The organism is Mesorhizobium sp. M6A.T.Cr.TU.014.01.1.1 (assembly GCF_004022765.1).
GTDB classification, from domain to species: domain Bacteria; phylum Pseudomonadota; class Alphaproteobacteria; order Rhizobiales; family Rhizobiaceae; genus Mesorhizobium; species Mesorhizobium mediterraneum.
Window position 1 is genome coordinate 77,224 of sequence record NZ_RZPG01000010.1, and the last position, 14,036, is coordinate 91,259.

Annotated in this window: 12 protein-coding genes and 1 pseudogene; 5 read left to right on the forward strand and 8 right to left on the reverse strand. The window is 63.6% G+C overall.

Annotation, left to right across the window (positions count from 1 at the left end; all coding sequences use genetic code 11):
* The first annotated feature begins 32 nt into the window (after positions 1-32).
* The gene (locus tag EN885_RS13485) at positions 33-1,463 is read left to right on the forward strand and encodes a sodium:proton antiporter (RefSeq protein WP_128241611.1); all 1,431 of its coding nucleotides are present in this window, start codon (positions 33-35) and stop codon (positions 1,461-1,463) included.
* Here the strand turns inward: EN885_RS13485 and EN885_RS13490 are convergent, their stop codons facing one another.
* The 8 genes and pseudogenes from EN885_RS13490 to gcvA all read right to left on the reverse strand — a co-directional run bounded on the left by EN885_RS13490 (position 1,464) and on the right by gcvA (position 10,483).
* Positions 1,464-2,183 (reverse strand): ABC transporter ATP-binding protein, encoded by a 720-nt coding sequence (locus EN885_RS13490; protein WP_128241612.1) that lies wholly within the window; start codon positions 2,181-2,183, stop codon positions 1,464-1,466.
* On the reverse strand, positions 2,180-2,905 hold the full coding sequence (locus EN885_RS13495) for an ABC transporter ATP-binding protein (RefSeq protein ID WP_128241613.1): 726 nt from the start codon (positions 2,903-2,905) through the stop codon (positions 2,180-2,182). Before EN885_RS13495 ends, EN885_RS13490 begins: the two co-directional genes overlap by 4 nt.
* Entirely contained in the window at positions 2,902-3,864 is a 963-nt protein-coding gene (locus EN885_RS13500) for a branched-chain amino acid ABC transporter permease (protein ID WP_128241614.1), read from the reverse strand. Before EN885_RS13500 ends, EN885_RS13495 begins: the two co-directional genes overlap by 4 nt.
* Positions 3,861-4,742: a branched-chain amino acid ABC transporter permease gene (locus EN885_RS13505; protein WP_127291275.1), complete on the reverse strand. Its 882-nt coding sequence runs from the start codon at positions 4,740-4,742 to the stop codon at positions 3,861-3,863. The genes EN885_RS13500 and EN885_RS13505 overlap by 4 nt, the downstream gene beginning before the upstream one ends.
* A 221-nt stretch (positions 4,743-4,963) precedes the next feature.
* Positions 4,964-6,268 carry an ABC transporter substrate-binding protein gene (locus EN885_RS13515; RefSeq protein ID WP_128241615.1) on the reverse strand — a complete coding sequence of 435 codons (1,305 nt, stop codon included), beginning with the start codon at positions 6,266-6,268 and terminating at the stop codon, positions 4,964-4,966.
* A gap of 167 nt (positions 6,269-6,435) precedes the next feature.
* The gene (locus EN885_RS13520) at positions 6,436-7,884 is read right to left on the reverse strand and encodes a hypothetical protein (RefSeq protein WP_128241616.1); all 1,449 of its coding nucleotides are present in this window, start codon (positions 7,882-7,884) and stop codon (positions 6,436-6,438) included.
* A gap of 184 nt (positions 7,885-8,068) precedes the next feature.
* Positions 8,069-9,373, reverse strand: coding sequence for a nicotinate phosphoribosyltransferase (gene pncB, locus EN885_RS13530; protein ID WP_127291283.1), 1,305 nt, complete (start codon positions 9,371-9,373; stop codon positions 8,069-8,071).
* A gap of 136 nt (positions 9,374-9,509) precedes the next feature.
* Positions 9,510-10,483, reverse strand: a pseudogene (gene gcvA, locus EN885_RS13535) (transcriptional regulator GcvA).
* Positions 10,484-10,718: 235 nt separating this feature from the next.
* On the opposite strand from gcvA, the gene speB reads away from it, so the two are divergent.
* From speB to EN885_RS13555, 4 genes are all read left to right on the forward strand, one after another.
* Positions 10,719-11,780: an agmatinase gene (gene speB, locus EN885_RS13540; protein WP_127206636.1), complete on the forward strand. Its 1,062-nt coding sequence runs from the start codon at positions 10,719-10,721 to the stop codon at positions 11,778-11,780.
* Positions 11,781-11,868: 88 nt separating this feature from the next.
* A complete protein-coding gene (locus EN885_RS13545; RefSeq protein WP_095484580.1) occupies positions 11,869-12,672 on the forward strand; it encodes a transporter substrate-binding domain-containing protein in 804 nt (267 codons plus the stop codon).
* A 20-nt stretch (positions 12,673-12,692) separates the two neighbouring features.
* On the forward strand, positions 12,693-13,361 hold the full coding sequence (locus EN885_RS13550; RefSeq protein WP_127206635.1) for an amino acid ABC transporter permease: 669 nt from the start codon (positions 12,693-12,695) through the stop codon (positions 13,359-13,361).
* Positions 13,358-14,005 (forward strand): amino acid ABC transporter permease, encoded by a 648-nt coding sequence (locus EN885_RS13555; RefSeq protein ID WP_095484582.1) that lies wholly within the window; start codon positions 13,358-13,360, stop codon positions 14,003-14,005. The genes EN885_RS13550 and EN885_RS13555 overlap by 4 nt, the downstream gene beginning before the upstream one ends.
* The last annotated feature ends 31 nt before the right edge of the window (positions 14,006-14,036 follow it).

Sequence of the window (14,036 nt, forward strand, 5' to 3'; positions counted from 1 at the left end):
ATCGCATCCGACACAATTCCAGAGGGGGCCTTATGCGGTTTGCGGCGGCTTTGACGGCGGGCGCTGTGGTGGCAGTCGCAACCCTGCTTCCGGACATAGCGCTCGCAGCCGAGGCCCACGAGTTGCCAGGCGAAACAATGTCGCTGTGGTGGGCGCTTCCCTTTGCCGGCCTGCTTCTGTCGATCGCCACCGGGCCATTGCTCTTCCACCATGTCTGGGAGCACCACTACGGCAAGATCACCCTCTTCTGGGCGGCGCTTGTGGTCGTGCCGCTGGCGGTTGCGTTCGGCATGCCTTCGGCCACGGAAGCGGTACTGCATGCGCTGCTCACCGAATATATGTCGTTCATCATTCTTCTGTTTGCGCTGTTCACCATTTCGGGCGGCATCCTCGTCGCCGGCAACATCCATGGCACGCCGCTGGTGAATGCCGGACTGCTGCTGATCGGGGCGATGCTCGCCTCGGTCATCGGGACGACCGGCGCCTCGATGATCCTGATCCGGCCGATCCTGCGCGCCAACGACAATCGGCCGTTCAACGCCCATGTCGTCATCTTCTTCATTTTCCTGGTGTCCAACATCGGCGGCTCGCTGACGCCGCTCGGCGACCCGCCGCTGTTCGTCGGCTTCCTGCGCGGCGTCGATTTCTTCTGGACCACCACCAATCTCTATCAGGAGACACTGTTCGTCGGCGGCCTGGTGCTGGCCGTCTTCCTGGCCATGGACATGGTCCTGCATCGCCGCGAGGACGGCGCGCCAAAGATCAAGGATCCGACACCGGATACGAAGGTGCGCATCCGAGGCCTGGCCAACGTCCCGCTGCTGGCCGGGGTGATCGGCGTGATCCTGCTTTCCGCGACCTGGAAGCCAGGCGTGGCTTTCGCCGTCCAGGGCGTGAGCCTCGAATTGCAGAACCTCGTGCGCGACACCATCATCCTGGCTCTTGCCTTCCTTTCGCTGGCGGTCTCGCGCAAGAGCCACAGGGAGGCGAACAACTTCCACTGGGAGCCGATCGCCGAGGTGGCGAAACTGTTCGCCGGCATCTTCATCTGCATCGTGCCGGTCATCGCCATTCTCAGGGCCGGCCCCGACGGCGCGCTGGCGCCTCTGGTCTCGCTTGTCAGCTCGCCCACGGGCGAGCCCAACGATCTTGCCTATTTCTGGATGACCGGAGCGCTGTCATCCTTCCTCGACAATGCGCCGACATATCTGGTGTTCTTCGAGCTCGCCGGCGGCGACCCGCAGCATCTGATGACCACCTTCGCATCGACGCTGGCGGCGATCTCGGCCGGCGCAGTGTTCATGGGCGCCAACACCTATATCGGCAATGCACCGAACTTCATGGTCTATGCCATTGCCAAGCATCGCGGCGTGAAGATGCCGGGCTTCTTCGGCTACATGGCATGGTCGGGCGCGGTGCTGATCCCGATATTTTTGCTTGCAGGCTTTTTGTTCTTCGGGTGACTACCCGACACCGACATAGCGACGGACCGCCGACGGATCGGCGCGGAGCTCCTCGACATCGACGGTCTCGCGGTTGCGGCCGTTCTCGATGAACGAGACCCGGTCGGCGACGGACAGCACTGCATCGACCCGCTGCTCGACCAGGATCGTCGAGACGCCAAGGTCGCGCAGCTTCGACACCGTCTCACGGATTTTTGCGATCATCGACGGCATCAGCCCTTCGGTCGGCTCGTCGAGCAGAAGCACCTCCGGTTCGAGGCACAGTGCCCGCGCCATGGCCAGCATCTGCTGCTCGCCGCCGGACAGTGTGCCGGAGCGTTGTCTCAGCCGCTGGCGCAGCAGCGGAAAAAGGTCGAGCACGTTTTCGCGCGTCGTCTTGCCCTTGCTGCGGGCCATCAGGCCGATCTCGATGTTTTCCGCCACCGTCATCTCGGCGAACAGCCGCCGGCCCTGCGGCACATAGGCGACGCCGGCCTTCGGCACGTCGTGCGCCGGCAGGCCGGTCAATTCCTTGCCGTCGAGCCTGATCGAGCCGGCACGTGAGGGAACGAGGCCCATGATCGCCTTCAGCGTCGTCGTCTTGCCGGCGCCGTTGCGGCCGAACAGGCAAAGCACCTCGCCCTTGTTGAGCACGAGGTCGAGGCCATAGAGCACCTGGACCTCGCCGTAGAAGCAGTCGAGCCCGGAGATGGTCAGTGCTTCAGACCGTGTTTCAGTCATGGGGTCGTCCCGAGATAGGCGTCCTGCACCTCGGCGTTGGCACGGACCTGCTCGGGCGTGCCTTCGGCCAGGATCTTGCCGGCGTTGAAGACGGTGATACGGTCGGCAAGCTGCATGACCACCGGCATGTTGTGCTCGATCAGAAGCACGGTGGCGCTTTTGGCGATCTCGCGCACCAGCCCGATGAAATTGTCGATCTCGCTGTCGGCCAGCCCCTGCGTCGGCTCGTCGAGGATCAGCAGACGCGGCTTCAGCGCCAGCCCCATGGCCACTTCGAGCAGGCGCTGATGGCCATAGGACAATTGCCCGGCCGGCATGTGGGCGCGGTCGGCAAGGCCGGTGCGTTCCAGCGCCGCCATGACGCCGGCATGCACGGCGCCTTTCGAGCGGCCATCGGTCAGCGTGCGCTGCACCGGCAGCGCGACATTGTCATAGGCGGTGAGATTGGCAAAGACGCTGGTGATCTGAAACGTGTAGGCGATGCCAAGGCGGACCCTGGCGTAGGCCGGCAGGTTGGTGATGTCGGCGCCGTCGAAGACGATCATGCCCGAAGACGGCTGGATGCGGCCGCTGACCAGGCTGACGAAGGTGGTCTTGCCGGCGCCGTTGGGGCCAATGACGGCGCGAATCTCGCCCGGCATGAGGGCGAAATCGACACCGTCGACGGCGCGCAGGCCGCCGAAATTGCGGGACAGGCCTTTGGTCGTCAGCAGCGGCATCATGGCAGCCATCCTAGCCAACGTTGGCGGATGGTGCCGAGGATCCCCTTGGGGAAGAACAGCATCAGCAGGATGAGGGCGATGCCGACGATCAGCAGGTAGGCCGAGGTGTAGCCGCTGGTGATGTCGACGACATAGTACATGAACAGCGTGCCGATCAGCGGACCGAGCGTGGTGGCAGCACCGCCGAGCAGCACCCAGAGCAGCGGCAGGATGGAATATTGCACCGAGGCGAAAGTCGAGCCGACATAACCGAACAGCAGCGCGTAGGCGGCGCCCGAGGCCGCACAGATGGTGCCGGAGACGACGACCGCGGCGAGCTTGTTGGAAAACGTGTCGTAGCCGAGCATTTTGGTCCGCTCCTCGTTCTCGCGGATAGCGACCAGCACACGGCCATACCTGGAGCGGACGACGGCGAGCGTCACCAGCAGCACGATCGAGAACAGGACGAGCGCGCTCATGTAGCGCACGGTCGGATTGGTGAGGCCGAGCGACGTGTTGCCCAAGACAAGCACACGCGCCGACTGCGGCACCACCAGGCCCTGGTCGCCGCCGGTCCAGGCGGCGAAATAGAGGATTATGAGGTAGAACACCTGCGCGAACATCATGGTGACGATCATGAAGGCGACGCCAGACGTGCGCAGTGCAAGCACCCCGATCACCAGCGCGAGAAGCGCGCCGCAGGCAAGGCCGGCGGCGAAGGCGGCCGGCACGCTCCAGCCGAGATGGATGACGGCAAGGCCTGCGCCATAAAGCCCGGCCGAAAAGAACATGGCGTGGCCGAGGCTGAGCAGCCCGACATAGCCGAACAGCATGTTGTAGCCCATGGCGAAGACCGCCAGCACCATGATGCGGGCGAGCAGCCCGTGGTGATATTCCGGCAGGACGAAGCTTAGGGCAAAAAGCAGGGCGATGACGCCCAGATGCAACGCATAGGCTTTTGCCGGTGAAGCCTCCTTCATCGCGATGCCGTCCCGAACAGCCCTTGCGGCCGGAACACCAGCACCATGGCAACCAGCAGCGTGGCGATGATCTTGGCCAGCGTCGGCGAGAAGAACACCGAGATAACGCCGTCCGACAGGCCGATGAGCACGGCGGCGACGACGGTGCCGCGCAGCGAGCCCAGCCCGCCGATGATGACGACGATGAAGGACAGCAGCAGCGGGTCTTGCCCCATCAGATAATGCGCCTGGCTGATCGGCACGATCAGCACCGCGGCCACCGCCGCCAGCATGGCGCCGAGCGCGAAGACGCCGGCATAGACGCGGTCGACCGGAATGCCGAAGGCCTGCGCCGTCTCGCTGTCATATTGCGTGGCGCGCATGACGAGACCGATTTTCGTACGCGTCAGCACGAACCATGTCGCGACAAGCAGAAGCGCGGACGCGGCGATGATCGACAGCTTGTAGCCGGAATAGCCGAACCACGGCAGAAGGATGCGGTAGCTGAAGGGCGGCTCCACCGGCCGTGCCTCCGGACCATAGAAGGTCAGCGCCAGTTGCTGGATGATGTAGAGCATGCCGATGGTGGCGACGATGGTGGCTTCCGGATTGTAATTCAGCCGGCGCAGCACCAGCCGTTCGGCGACCAGCGCGATCAGGCCGACGATCAGCGGCGCCAGCACCAGGGCCGCCACGAAGCCGAGCGCCGGATGACCTGATATCGCCGTGGAGATCGCCCAGGCAAGCACCGCGCCCAGCATGAAGAACTCGCCATGGGCGACATTGACGACGCGCATGACGCCGAACACCAGCGACAGGCCAAGCGCCGTCAGCGCCAGCACGGCGGAGGTGACGAGGCCTTCAAGGGCGGCGAGGAGGAGGTGGGGTCCGAAGTGCATCGGTTATATGCCCATGGCCGGTGCGAGGCGCACCCCCCTCTGGCCTGCCGGCCATCTCCCCCTCAAGGGGGGAGATCGGCTGGCATCATCGGTTTCGCCAATCGCCAAAGTCGGTAGGCAGCCGCCTTCGTACGAACTGCCAATCTCCCCCCTTGAGGGGGAGATGTCCGGCAGGACAGAGGGGGGTGACTTGGCTCCCACGCTCACTGACAAAGCCGTGTCTAGAGCGGCTGGGTCGTGTAATCCCCTTCCGGCTCGTAGAGGCCGTCCTCGATCTTGGTCTTGTGGACGACATTCAGCCGGCCGCCTTCGACCTTCGAAATGTTCTGGATGCCAAAGCACTGATGGATCTTGCCGTTGAAGGTCTTCGGCCCCTGCGGATGCTCGGGGCCTTCGGCGAACTCGGTCAAGGCTTCGGTCGCCTCGACCAGCTTGGCGCGGTCTTCTGGACCCTTGTAGCCGGCATCCTCCATGGCCTTCTTGACGACATAGAGCGTTTCCCAGCAGCCGAACATGTGCGCGGCGGTAGACACGTCCTTGGGATCGCCGACGGCAGCACCATTGTCGTCGATGCCGACGGCGGCGCGATAGGCCTTCTGCGCGGCGGAGTCGTCAGGCTGCGCGTAGCGCGGCGAGCCTTCCCAGAAATGGCTGCCGTCGAGGAATTCGAGGCCGGGGCTGTTGATGTCGGTGGCCTCGAGCGAATCGATGAAGCCGAACAGTTGCGGCCGGTTGGAGCCGTAGAATTCGCCGAGCTCCTTGACGAAGGTGAGCACCGCCGGGCCGACCATGACGTGGTAGATCACCTCGGTCTCGGCCGGGATCTGCGGAAAATATTTGGTGAAGGACGATTCCGTCGGCGGGATGGCGATCTGGGCGATGACCTCGGCGCCTTGCGCCTTCAGCGCCGACGGCAGGTAGTCGCGATGATCATAGCCGAAGGCGAAATCGGGGAAGATCTGTGTCACCTTCTTGCCGGCGTTCGCCGCAATCCATGGCGCCATCGACTGGATCTGGCTCTTCACGTCGGTGATGCCGGGCTGGAAGACGTAGCGGTTGAGCTTGGTCGAGGCGACGTGGTGGCCTTCGCTGACGACAAAATAGGGCATCTTGGCTTCGCCGGCGGCGGGCGCCGAGCCGATGACGACATGCGAAAACAGCGTGCCGTAGACGATGTCGGTCTTGTGCTGGGTGGCGAACTTGCCGACCACTTCGGCGCCTCGGCCGGGATCGGTGCCGTCATCCTCGATGATGACCTCGACCGGCCGGCCGTTGATGCCGCCGGCTTCGTTGATCGCCTTGACCGCAGCGGCGGTGGTCTTTTCATACCAGCGGCCATAGGCGGCGCCAATGCCGGTGCGGTGGGACTGGAAGCCGATCTTTATCGGCGCCGAGCTCTGCGCCTGGCTGTACCGCACGAACCCAGGCGCGACGGCAAGGCAGGCGCCCGCGGCCAACCCCTTCAGCGCGGTGCGGCGGGTGAGGCCGGTTTTGGAGAGATCGAAAAACCCATTCTTGTCAGTCACGGCAGTTCCCCTTGTTTTTTGAGTTTTGACCAATGGCTGTAGCGAGGTGGGCCACTCTTAATAAGAGGGCCGAAATTGCATGTGTACAAACTAAATCACCAAAGCCCTGATGTGGCAAGCGGGCTTTCCCTGGGGATTAATCGACGCCATCGAGCCGGGCTTTTGTCTCATCCGGCCGCCGGCGTGGCAAGCAACCACAGGCCGAAGACAGTATAGGCGATCATCAGCACGGTGAGCGGAAACTGGCTGAGCGTGGCGCGGGCGGGAACCGGGTGCAATCGCCAGGCGAGGCCATGCGCGACGAGCACGGCGAGCATGTGACCGGCGATGATGACGCCGGCCTGGAGATTCCACAGCCACCACGCCGAGCCGGCGCCGGCGACCACGCCGGCTTCGATCTGCATATCGGCGGTGCCGAACAGGTTCCAGCCCAGCGCGAAGGGGTCGGAAAGGGCGGCGATGGCGTATTGGCCATCGACCAGCAGCGCCGTCAGATAATGCGCGACATGATAGGCGAGCGCGATCGGCACGATCGACCAGACCAGCAGCCCGGCGGCCTGACTGAGGGAATGCTCGCTTCCGGCCAGGCGCTGGCCGAGGACAATTGCAAGAATGAATGCGGCTGCAAGCAAGACGAACGTCAGCACGAGACCGAAGGTGCCGATGCCGATCACCGCCGTGCGGCCGGGAAACTCCAGCGGATTGATGCCGAACAGGCCGAGCCAGAAGAAGGTTTTCGACAGGCCGTCGAAGGAGACCGACGACAGCGCCAGCAACAGGAAAGCGAGGCCACTGGGCGACAGCGGCGCGGCATTGCTGAGCTTGGCGCCCGGCCAGCACAGACTGAGCCGGCCGTCTTCATTGCGCTCGACTTCATTGCGCTCGACGACGGCGAAGCGCGCAATCATGGCGAAGAAGACGGCCAGGAACTCGCCTCGCCGGCTCCAGTCGCGGTAGCCGAACACCAGCATGGCGGCAAAGCTCAGCAGCCAATAGAAGCCGGCGGCCCAGGCCAACCGTGCCGGATCGTCGGGCGCCGGGTCGATCAGCTCGAACCAGGCGAAGGCGAAGAACAGCGCGACGGCCGGCCAGCAGCCGAGCCAAGGGGGCGGGCGCCATGTCCGCCGCTTGCCGAACAGGCGCGAGATGACGCGCCAAGGCCCGTACCAGGGGTTCAGCCAGGACCAGAGATTGCCGAACAGGCCCTGCAGCGAGGCCAGCCCAACCCAGAGCAGCGTCCAGATGGTGAGGGGCAACGGGTTGGAGAGCGGATCGCGGCTGCCGAACAGGCCGGCCGCGACAAGAATTGCAAAGCCGGCAAAGAATATCAGACTGACGATAGTCCGTGCGCCGTCGCCGAATGCGAAAAGCGGCAGGCGCCGCCGCCAGAGGCGGTTGATGGAGTCCGGCGGCAGCAGCGCCAGAACGAGGAAGCTGGCGGCGACAGCGAGCGCCCCGCCGACGACGTAGTAGCCGGTGGGGAGGAGCAGGACGTGGCCGCGGTCGGAGGCATGAGCGAAGGCGGGGGTGGGCAGGAGTAAACTCAGGGTTGCAAGCAATACCGCCAGCGAAAGACGACGGCGCTTTACGGCGCCCCCCTCTGTCCTGCCGGACATCTCCCCCACTTGGGGGGAGATCGGCAGTTCGCTCGATCGGCGCCTTCCATGCGATGTTGGAGATTGGCGAAGGTGCAGATGACAGCCAATCTCCCCCCTCGTGGGGGAGATGTCCGGCAGGACAGAGGGGGGCGCGAAGGAACTCATGCTTTCGGAGAATTCCGTCTTGTCAGCCCCCTCACCCTCACACCTTGACCAGCTGCTCCACGCGGTCTTTCTCGCCAAAGATCCTGATGTAACGCTCGATCTCCTTCTCGTCGCCGGTCGCCTTGGCCGGGTTGTCGGAGAGCTTGACCGCCGGGCGGCCATTGGCCTCGGTGACCTTGCAGACCAGCGAGATGGCGTCGAGCCGGTTGGTCTCGGTCGGCGCGCAACCCTCGAAATCATTGGTCAGGTTGGTGCCCCAGCCGAACGACATGCGCACCTTGCCGTGGAAATGGCGGTAGGTTTCCTCGATGGTCTCGACCTCGAGCCCGTCGGAGAAGATCAGCAGCTTCTGCCTGGGGTCCTTGCCCTTTTCGCGCCACCAGGAAAGGATCTTTTCGCCGCCTTCGATCGGCGGCGCGCTGTCGGGGCGAAAACCGGTCCAGTCGGCGATCCACTCCGGCGCATCACGCAGGAACGCCGCGGTGCCGAAGGTGTCCGGCAGCACGATCAGCAAATTGCCGCCATAATAGCGCTGCCAGTCCTGCAGCACCTTGTAGGGCGACTGTTTCAATTCCTTTTCCGAATTGGCGAGCGCGGCGAACACCATCGGCAGCTCATGCGCGTTGGTGCCGAGCGCTTCGAGGTCGTTGTCCATGGCGAGCAGCACGTTGGAGGTGCCGGTGAAAGCCTCGCCGATGCCTTCCTTGAGCGCTTCGACGCACCAGCGCTGCCACAGGAAGGAATGGCGGCGGCGTGTGCCGAAATCCGAAATGCGGATATCGGGCAGCGCTTTCAGCCGCTCGGTCTTGGCCCACATCTTGGCCTTGGCGCGGGCATAGAGCACGTCGAGCGCGAAGGGCCCGAACGCCCGCATGGCCGCGCGTGAACGAAGTTCGTTGATGATGGCGAGCGCCGGGATCTCCCACAGCGTCGTGTACATCCACGGGCCGCTGAAGCTCAATTCGTACTGGCCATCGCGCTTGGAAAGCTCGTATTCCGGCAGCTGGAAATCTTCGAGCCAGGCGAGGAACTCCGGCTCGAATATCTGCTTGCGGCCATAGAAGGTGTTGCCGCCAAGCCAGATCATCTCCTTCTTCGAGAAACGCAAGGTGCGGGCATGGTCGAGTTGATCACGCAGTTCCGCCTCGTCGATCTCGTCGGCAAGGCGGACCGAGGTGGTGCGATTGATCAGTGAGAAGGTGGCATCGACCTTGGGATACATGCCCCAGATCATCTGCAGCATCAGCAGCTTGTAGAAATCGGTGTCGAGCAGGCTGCGGACGATCGGGTCGAGCTTCCAGGTGTGGTTGTAGACGCGCCGCGCTATATCGGTCTTAGTCATGTCTCGATGCCGCCTTCACTGCTCGCTTCCTGCGGAAGCCTCTTAGCATTGAATTTTTGAATGCGCTCCCCGCTTTGCGGGCTGGCCCGACAAAAAGAGAGCCGGCGGCATGTATGCGGCTTCGGCAATTGCAGCCTCAGGACGCGGTCTTGGCGCCGACCACTCGCAGCGCCGGGCGCTTCCTGCGGATGCCGATGCGGCCCGCCACCGGCGCATCGGCGCGGCCGTCAGCCTGCTCCTTTTCGGCAAACAGCCAGTCGATGAACAGCTGCACGATCGGCGCCGACCTCATCTCGTTGCGACAGACGACGTAGAAATCGTCGACCGCCGGCACCGACAGGCTGAACGGCGCGACAAGCAGCCCCCTGGCGAGCAGCCCGCTTGCCGTCACTGTATCGCCAAGCGCCACGCCATGACCATGAACCGCAGCCTCGCTCGCCATGCGCGCGTCGCCGAGATGATGGCGGCGGCCGCGCTCCAGGTCCAGCGCGTCGGCGGCGGCCAGCCAGGTGTGCCACTCGCGACCGTCGTCGCCATGCAGGAAGACATGATCGGCGAGATCGCGCACGGTGCGGATCGGACGGTTGTTGATCAGCGTCGGACTGACCACTGGGAACAGTTCGAGGCCCGACCATTTGCGCATCCAGCAATGGTCCAGCTGCCGTCGCCATAGTGCACGCAGATGTCGATATGCGGCGCGCGGATGTCCTTGGCGTCATTGGATGGGATCAGCGTCAGCCTGATATCAGGGTATTGCGAGGTGAAGCTGCCGAGCCGCGGGATCATCCACAGCAGCAGCAGCGCCGGCACACAAGACACCGACAAGGCGCCGGTGCTCGCCGGCCTGGTCATGCGCTGCGTGGCGGCAGCGATGCCGTCGAAGGCGGTCGACACTGCCGGCAGCAATTCGGCGCCGTGTGGCGTCAGCTTCACCCGCTGACCGGCGCGCTCGAACAGCTTGACGCCAAGCGATTGTTCGAGCGCCTTGATCTGATGGCTGATGGCGCCATGGGTGACGTTCAACTCAGCTGCCGCCTTGGTCAGCGAGGCGTGACGCGCCGTCGCCTCGAAGGCCCGCAGCGGATTCAAAGGTGGCAGACGCTTGGCCATCAGATTCCCGCTGGAGCACGATCCCGAGAAGTGGGACCCGGTTTTCGGACAAGGTCGTGCTCAACATTGATGTGAGATTTCCTCACAGCGAAGACCCTAACAATATCAATTGATTTTTCAATGCGGCTACAAGACACTTTGCCCGGGAACAGTATCAAGACCTGAAATGCGCAGGCAGCCGGCGGGATGGCGACCGTCATTGATGGCCGCACTGCGCCAGCCATGGAGGACCGACATGGGTTATAACAGCGGCAAGCTCGAAGCGTTGCGTCGCAAATATGGCGAAAGCCATGGCGGCGAGATGTTCGACCCGAAATTCCGGAAGGTCGCCGACAAAATCTTTTCCAAGAGCGGCACGCGGCTGGCGCCCTATTCCGGCATCCCGACCTTCCTCGCCGCGCCCTACCGGCAAATTGCCGCCGACAATCCGGATTTCGGCGATCTGCAGGTGGCGATGATCGGCGTGCCGATGGACCTCGGCGTCACCAACCGGCCGGGCGCCCGCTTCGGGCCAAGGGCGCTGCGCGCCATCGAGCGCATCGGGCCCTACAATCATGTGCTGGAATGCGCCCCGACGCATGAGCTGAAGGTGGCCGACATCGGTGACGTGCCGTTCCAGAGCCGCTACCGGCTAGAAACCAGCCATGACGACATCGAGCGCCGCACCAACCAGATCGTCGACGCCGGCGTCATTCCGCTTTCGGTCGGCGGCGATCATTCGATCAGCCATCCGATCCTGAAGGCCGTCGGCAAAAAGGCGCCGGTCGGCATGATCCACATCGACGCCCATTGCGACACCAGCGGCCTGTTCGACATGACCAAGTTCCATCATGGCGGGCCGTTCCGCAACGCGGTGCTGGACGGCGTGCTCGACCCGACCCGCACTATCCAGATCGGCATCCGCGGCTCGGCCGAATATCTATGGGAGTTCACCTACGAATCCGGCATGACCGTCGTGCATGCCGAAGAGGTGACCGGCCTCGGCGTCCCCGCCATCATCGAGAAGGCGCGAAAAATCGTCGGCGACGGGCCGACCTATGTGTCCTTCGACATCGACAGCGTCGATCCGGCCTTCGCGCCGGGCACCGGCACGCCGGAAGTCGGCGGGCTGACGACGCGGGAAGTGCTTGAACTGCTGCGCGGCCTGAAGGGCCTCAACATTGTCGGCGGCGACGTCGTAGAGGTGGCGCCGCAATATGACGCGACCACCAACACGGCACATGCCGGCGCGCAGGTGCTGTTCGAAATCCTCAGCCTGATGGTCTTCAGCCCGGCGATAACAGGCAAGGGAGCCTGAGGGGAGCCCGACACCAATCCAAGGCGACCGCCGCGCTGGAGCCGGCGGCCGCATTCAAACAAAACAAGCTTCCAGCAGGGGAACGACAATGACATTTCAAATGAAGATCAAATCATCCATCGCCGCCGCGCTGATGCTCGCCGGTTTTGGTCTCGCCACCCAAGCCGCCAATGCCGACGCGGTCGATGACATCACCAAGGCCGGCGCCATCAATGTCGGCATTTTCTCCGACTTTCCGCCCTTCTCCTCGGCCAGTGCCGATATGAGCATCAAAGGCTATGACATCGACGTGGCGCAGTTCATCGCCGACCAGCTCAAGGTCAAGCTCAATTTGGTCAGCGTGACCGGCCAGAACCGCATCCCGTATCTTACCGACAAGCGCGTCGATATCCTGATGAGCGTCGGCTACTCCAAGGAGCGTGAGCAGGTGATCGATTTCGCCGCCGCCTATGCACCCTATTATATCGCCGTGATTGGCCCGGCCGCGCTCAAGGTCGAAGGCAAGGACGACCTCGCCGACAAGTCGATCGCCGTCAACCGCGGCACGCTGGAAGATACGTCGCTTACCGAGGCAGCACCCGCCTCGGCCGATATCCGCCGTTTCGACAACTATAATTCCGTCATCCAGGCCTTCATCTCGGGCCAGACCCAGCTGATGGTCGTCGGCAACGACGTCGGCGCTCAGGTGCTCGCCCGCCAAGAGGCGCTGAAGCCGGAGCAGAAGTTCCAGCTCCTCACCTCACCCTCGCATATCGGCCTCAACAAGAACGAGGACCGCCTGAAGCAGGCCGTCAACGACGCGATCGCCAAGATGCTGGCCGACGGCAAGCTGGACGAAAGCTCGAAGGCCTGGCTCAAGACGCCGCTCAATCCCGACAACCTCAAGGATTGATTCCTAGGTCAGGACCTATCATGGGCTACAGCCTCGACTTCGGCTGGCTTGCCGATGCGACAGGCGCGATCGCGCGAGGGGCGGCCACGACGATCCTCTTGATCGCCGTGACCACGCTCGCGGGAACGTTCCTCAGCATCCTCGGCGCGGCGGGGCGGCGAAACGGCCCCCTGCTGCTCAAGCGGGCGATCGGCGTCTATGTCGAAATTATCAGGAACACGCCGTTCCTGGTGCAGCTGTTCTTCATCTTCTTTGGGCTGCCCAGCATCGGCATAAGGCTCGATCCGGTGCTGGCCGCCATGCTGGCGATGACGCTTAATATGGCGGCCTACACGATCGAGATCGTCGGCGCCGGGCTCGACGCCGTGCCGCGTGGGCAGACGGAAGCGGCCCTGGCGCTTGGCCTCCGGCCGCGCCAGGTCTTCGTCAAGATCGTGCTGCCGCAGGCGCTCAAGGTGATCTTTCCGGCGTTGACCAGCCAGATCGTCATCATGATGCTGGAGTCCGCCGTCGTGTCGCAGATCGCGGTGCGTGAGCTGACCTACGAGGCCGACATGCTGCAGGCGCGCACCTTCCGCGCTTTCGAGACCTATTTCGTGGTGACAATGGTCTATCTCGTCCTGTCGATGGGGCTGCGCCGGCTGCTGGTCAGCGGCGGCCGCCGCGCTCTGGGAGCCGGCGTGTCATGATCGAATTCACCTTCTGGGATATCGTCCGCAACCTTCTGCTCGCCGCCCGCTGGACGGTGCTTCTGTCATTGGCGGCCTTCGTCGGCGGCGGCGTGGTCGGCATGGTCGTGCTGTTCTTCCGCATCGCCAAGAACAAGTGGAGCCGGCGAATGGCTTCGGGCTACATCGCGCTTTTCCAGGGAACGCCGCTGCTCATGCAGCTCTTCCTGATGTTCTTTGGCCTGCCGATGCTGGGCTTGCGTATCGAACCGTGGACCGCCGCCGCATTTGGTCTCACCTTCTTCGCCAGCGCCTATCTCGCCGAAATCTGGCGCGGCGGCGTCGATGCGCTGCCGCGCGGCCAGTGGGATGCGGGCGCCAGCCTCGGCCTTCATTATCTGCAGGAACTCAGGCTGATCATCCTGCCGCAGGCGTTTTCTATCACCCGCGCGCCGACCGTCGGTTTCCTGGTGCAGTTGATCAAGTCGACCGCGCTGACCTCAATCATCGGTTTCGAGGAACTGGTCAGGACATCCAACGCCATCAACAATGCGACCTTCGAGCCGTTCACCGTGTATGGGCTGGTCGCTTTGATCTTCTTCATCATGTGCTTCCCGCTGACGCAATACGCACGTTCGCTTGAACGACGGGCAACTAAAAACTAGGACGCCGGTTCTGCGACTAGCGCTCGGATGC

Excerpts from the sequence above, each read along its gene's own strand:
- EN885_RS13485 (WP_128241611.1), top strand. The coding sequence starts at position 33 with ATGCGGTTTGCGGCGGCTTTGACGGCGGGCGCTGTGGTGGCAGTCGCA.
- EN885_RS13490 (WP_128241612.1), bottom strand. The coding sequence starts at position 2,183 with ATGACTGAAACACGGTCTGAAGCACTGACCATCTCCGGGCTCGACTGC.
- EN885_RS13495 (WP_128241613.1), bottom strand. The coding sequence starts at position 2,905 with ATGATGCCGCTGCTGACGACCAAAGGCCTGTCCCGCAATTTCGGCGGC.
- EN885_RS13500 (WP_128241614.1), bottom strand. The coding sequence starts at position 3,864 with ATGAAGGAGGCTTCACCGGCAAAAGCCTATGCGTTGCATCTGGGCGTC.
- EN885_RS13505 (WP_127291275.1), bottom strand. The coding sequence starts at position 4,742 with ATGCACTTCGGACCCCACCTCCTCCTCGCCGCCCTTGAAGGCCTCGTC.
- EN885_RS13520 (WP_128241616.1), bottom strand. The coding sequence starts at position 7,884 with ATGTCCGGCAGGACAGAGGGGGGCGCCGTAAAGCGCCGTCGTCTTTCG.
- pncB (WP_127291283.1), bottom strand. The coding sequence starts at position 9,373 with ATGACTAAGACCGATATAGCGCGGCGCGTCTACAACCACACCTGGAAG.
- speB (WP_127206636.1), top strand. The coding sequence starts at position 10,719 with ATGGGTTATAACAGCGGCAAGCTCGAAGCGTTGCGTCGCAAATATGGC.
- EN885_RS13545 (WP_095484580.1), top strand. The coding sequence starts at position 11,869 with ATGACATTTCAAATGAAGATCAAATCATCCATCGCCGCCGCGCTGATG.
- EN885_RS13550 (WP_127206635.1), top strand. The coding sequence starts at position 12,693 with ATGGGCTACAGCCTCGACTTCGGCTGGCTTGCCGATGCGACAGGCGCG.
- EN885_RS13555 (WP_095484582.1), top strand. The coding sequence starts at position 13,358 with ATGATCGAATTCACCTTCTGGGATATCGTCCGCAACCTTCTGCTCGCC.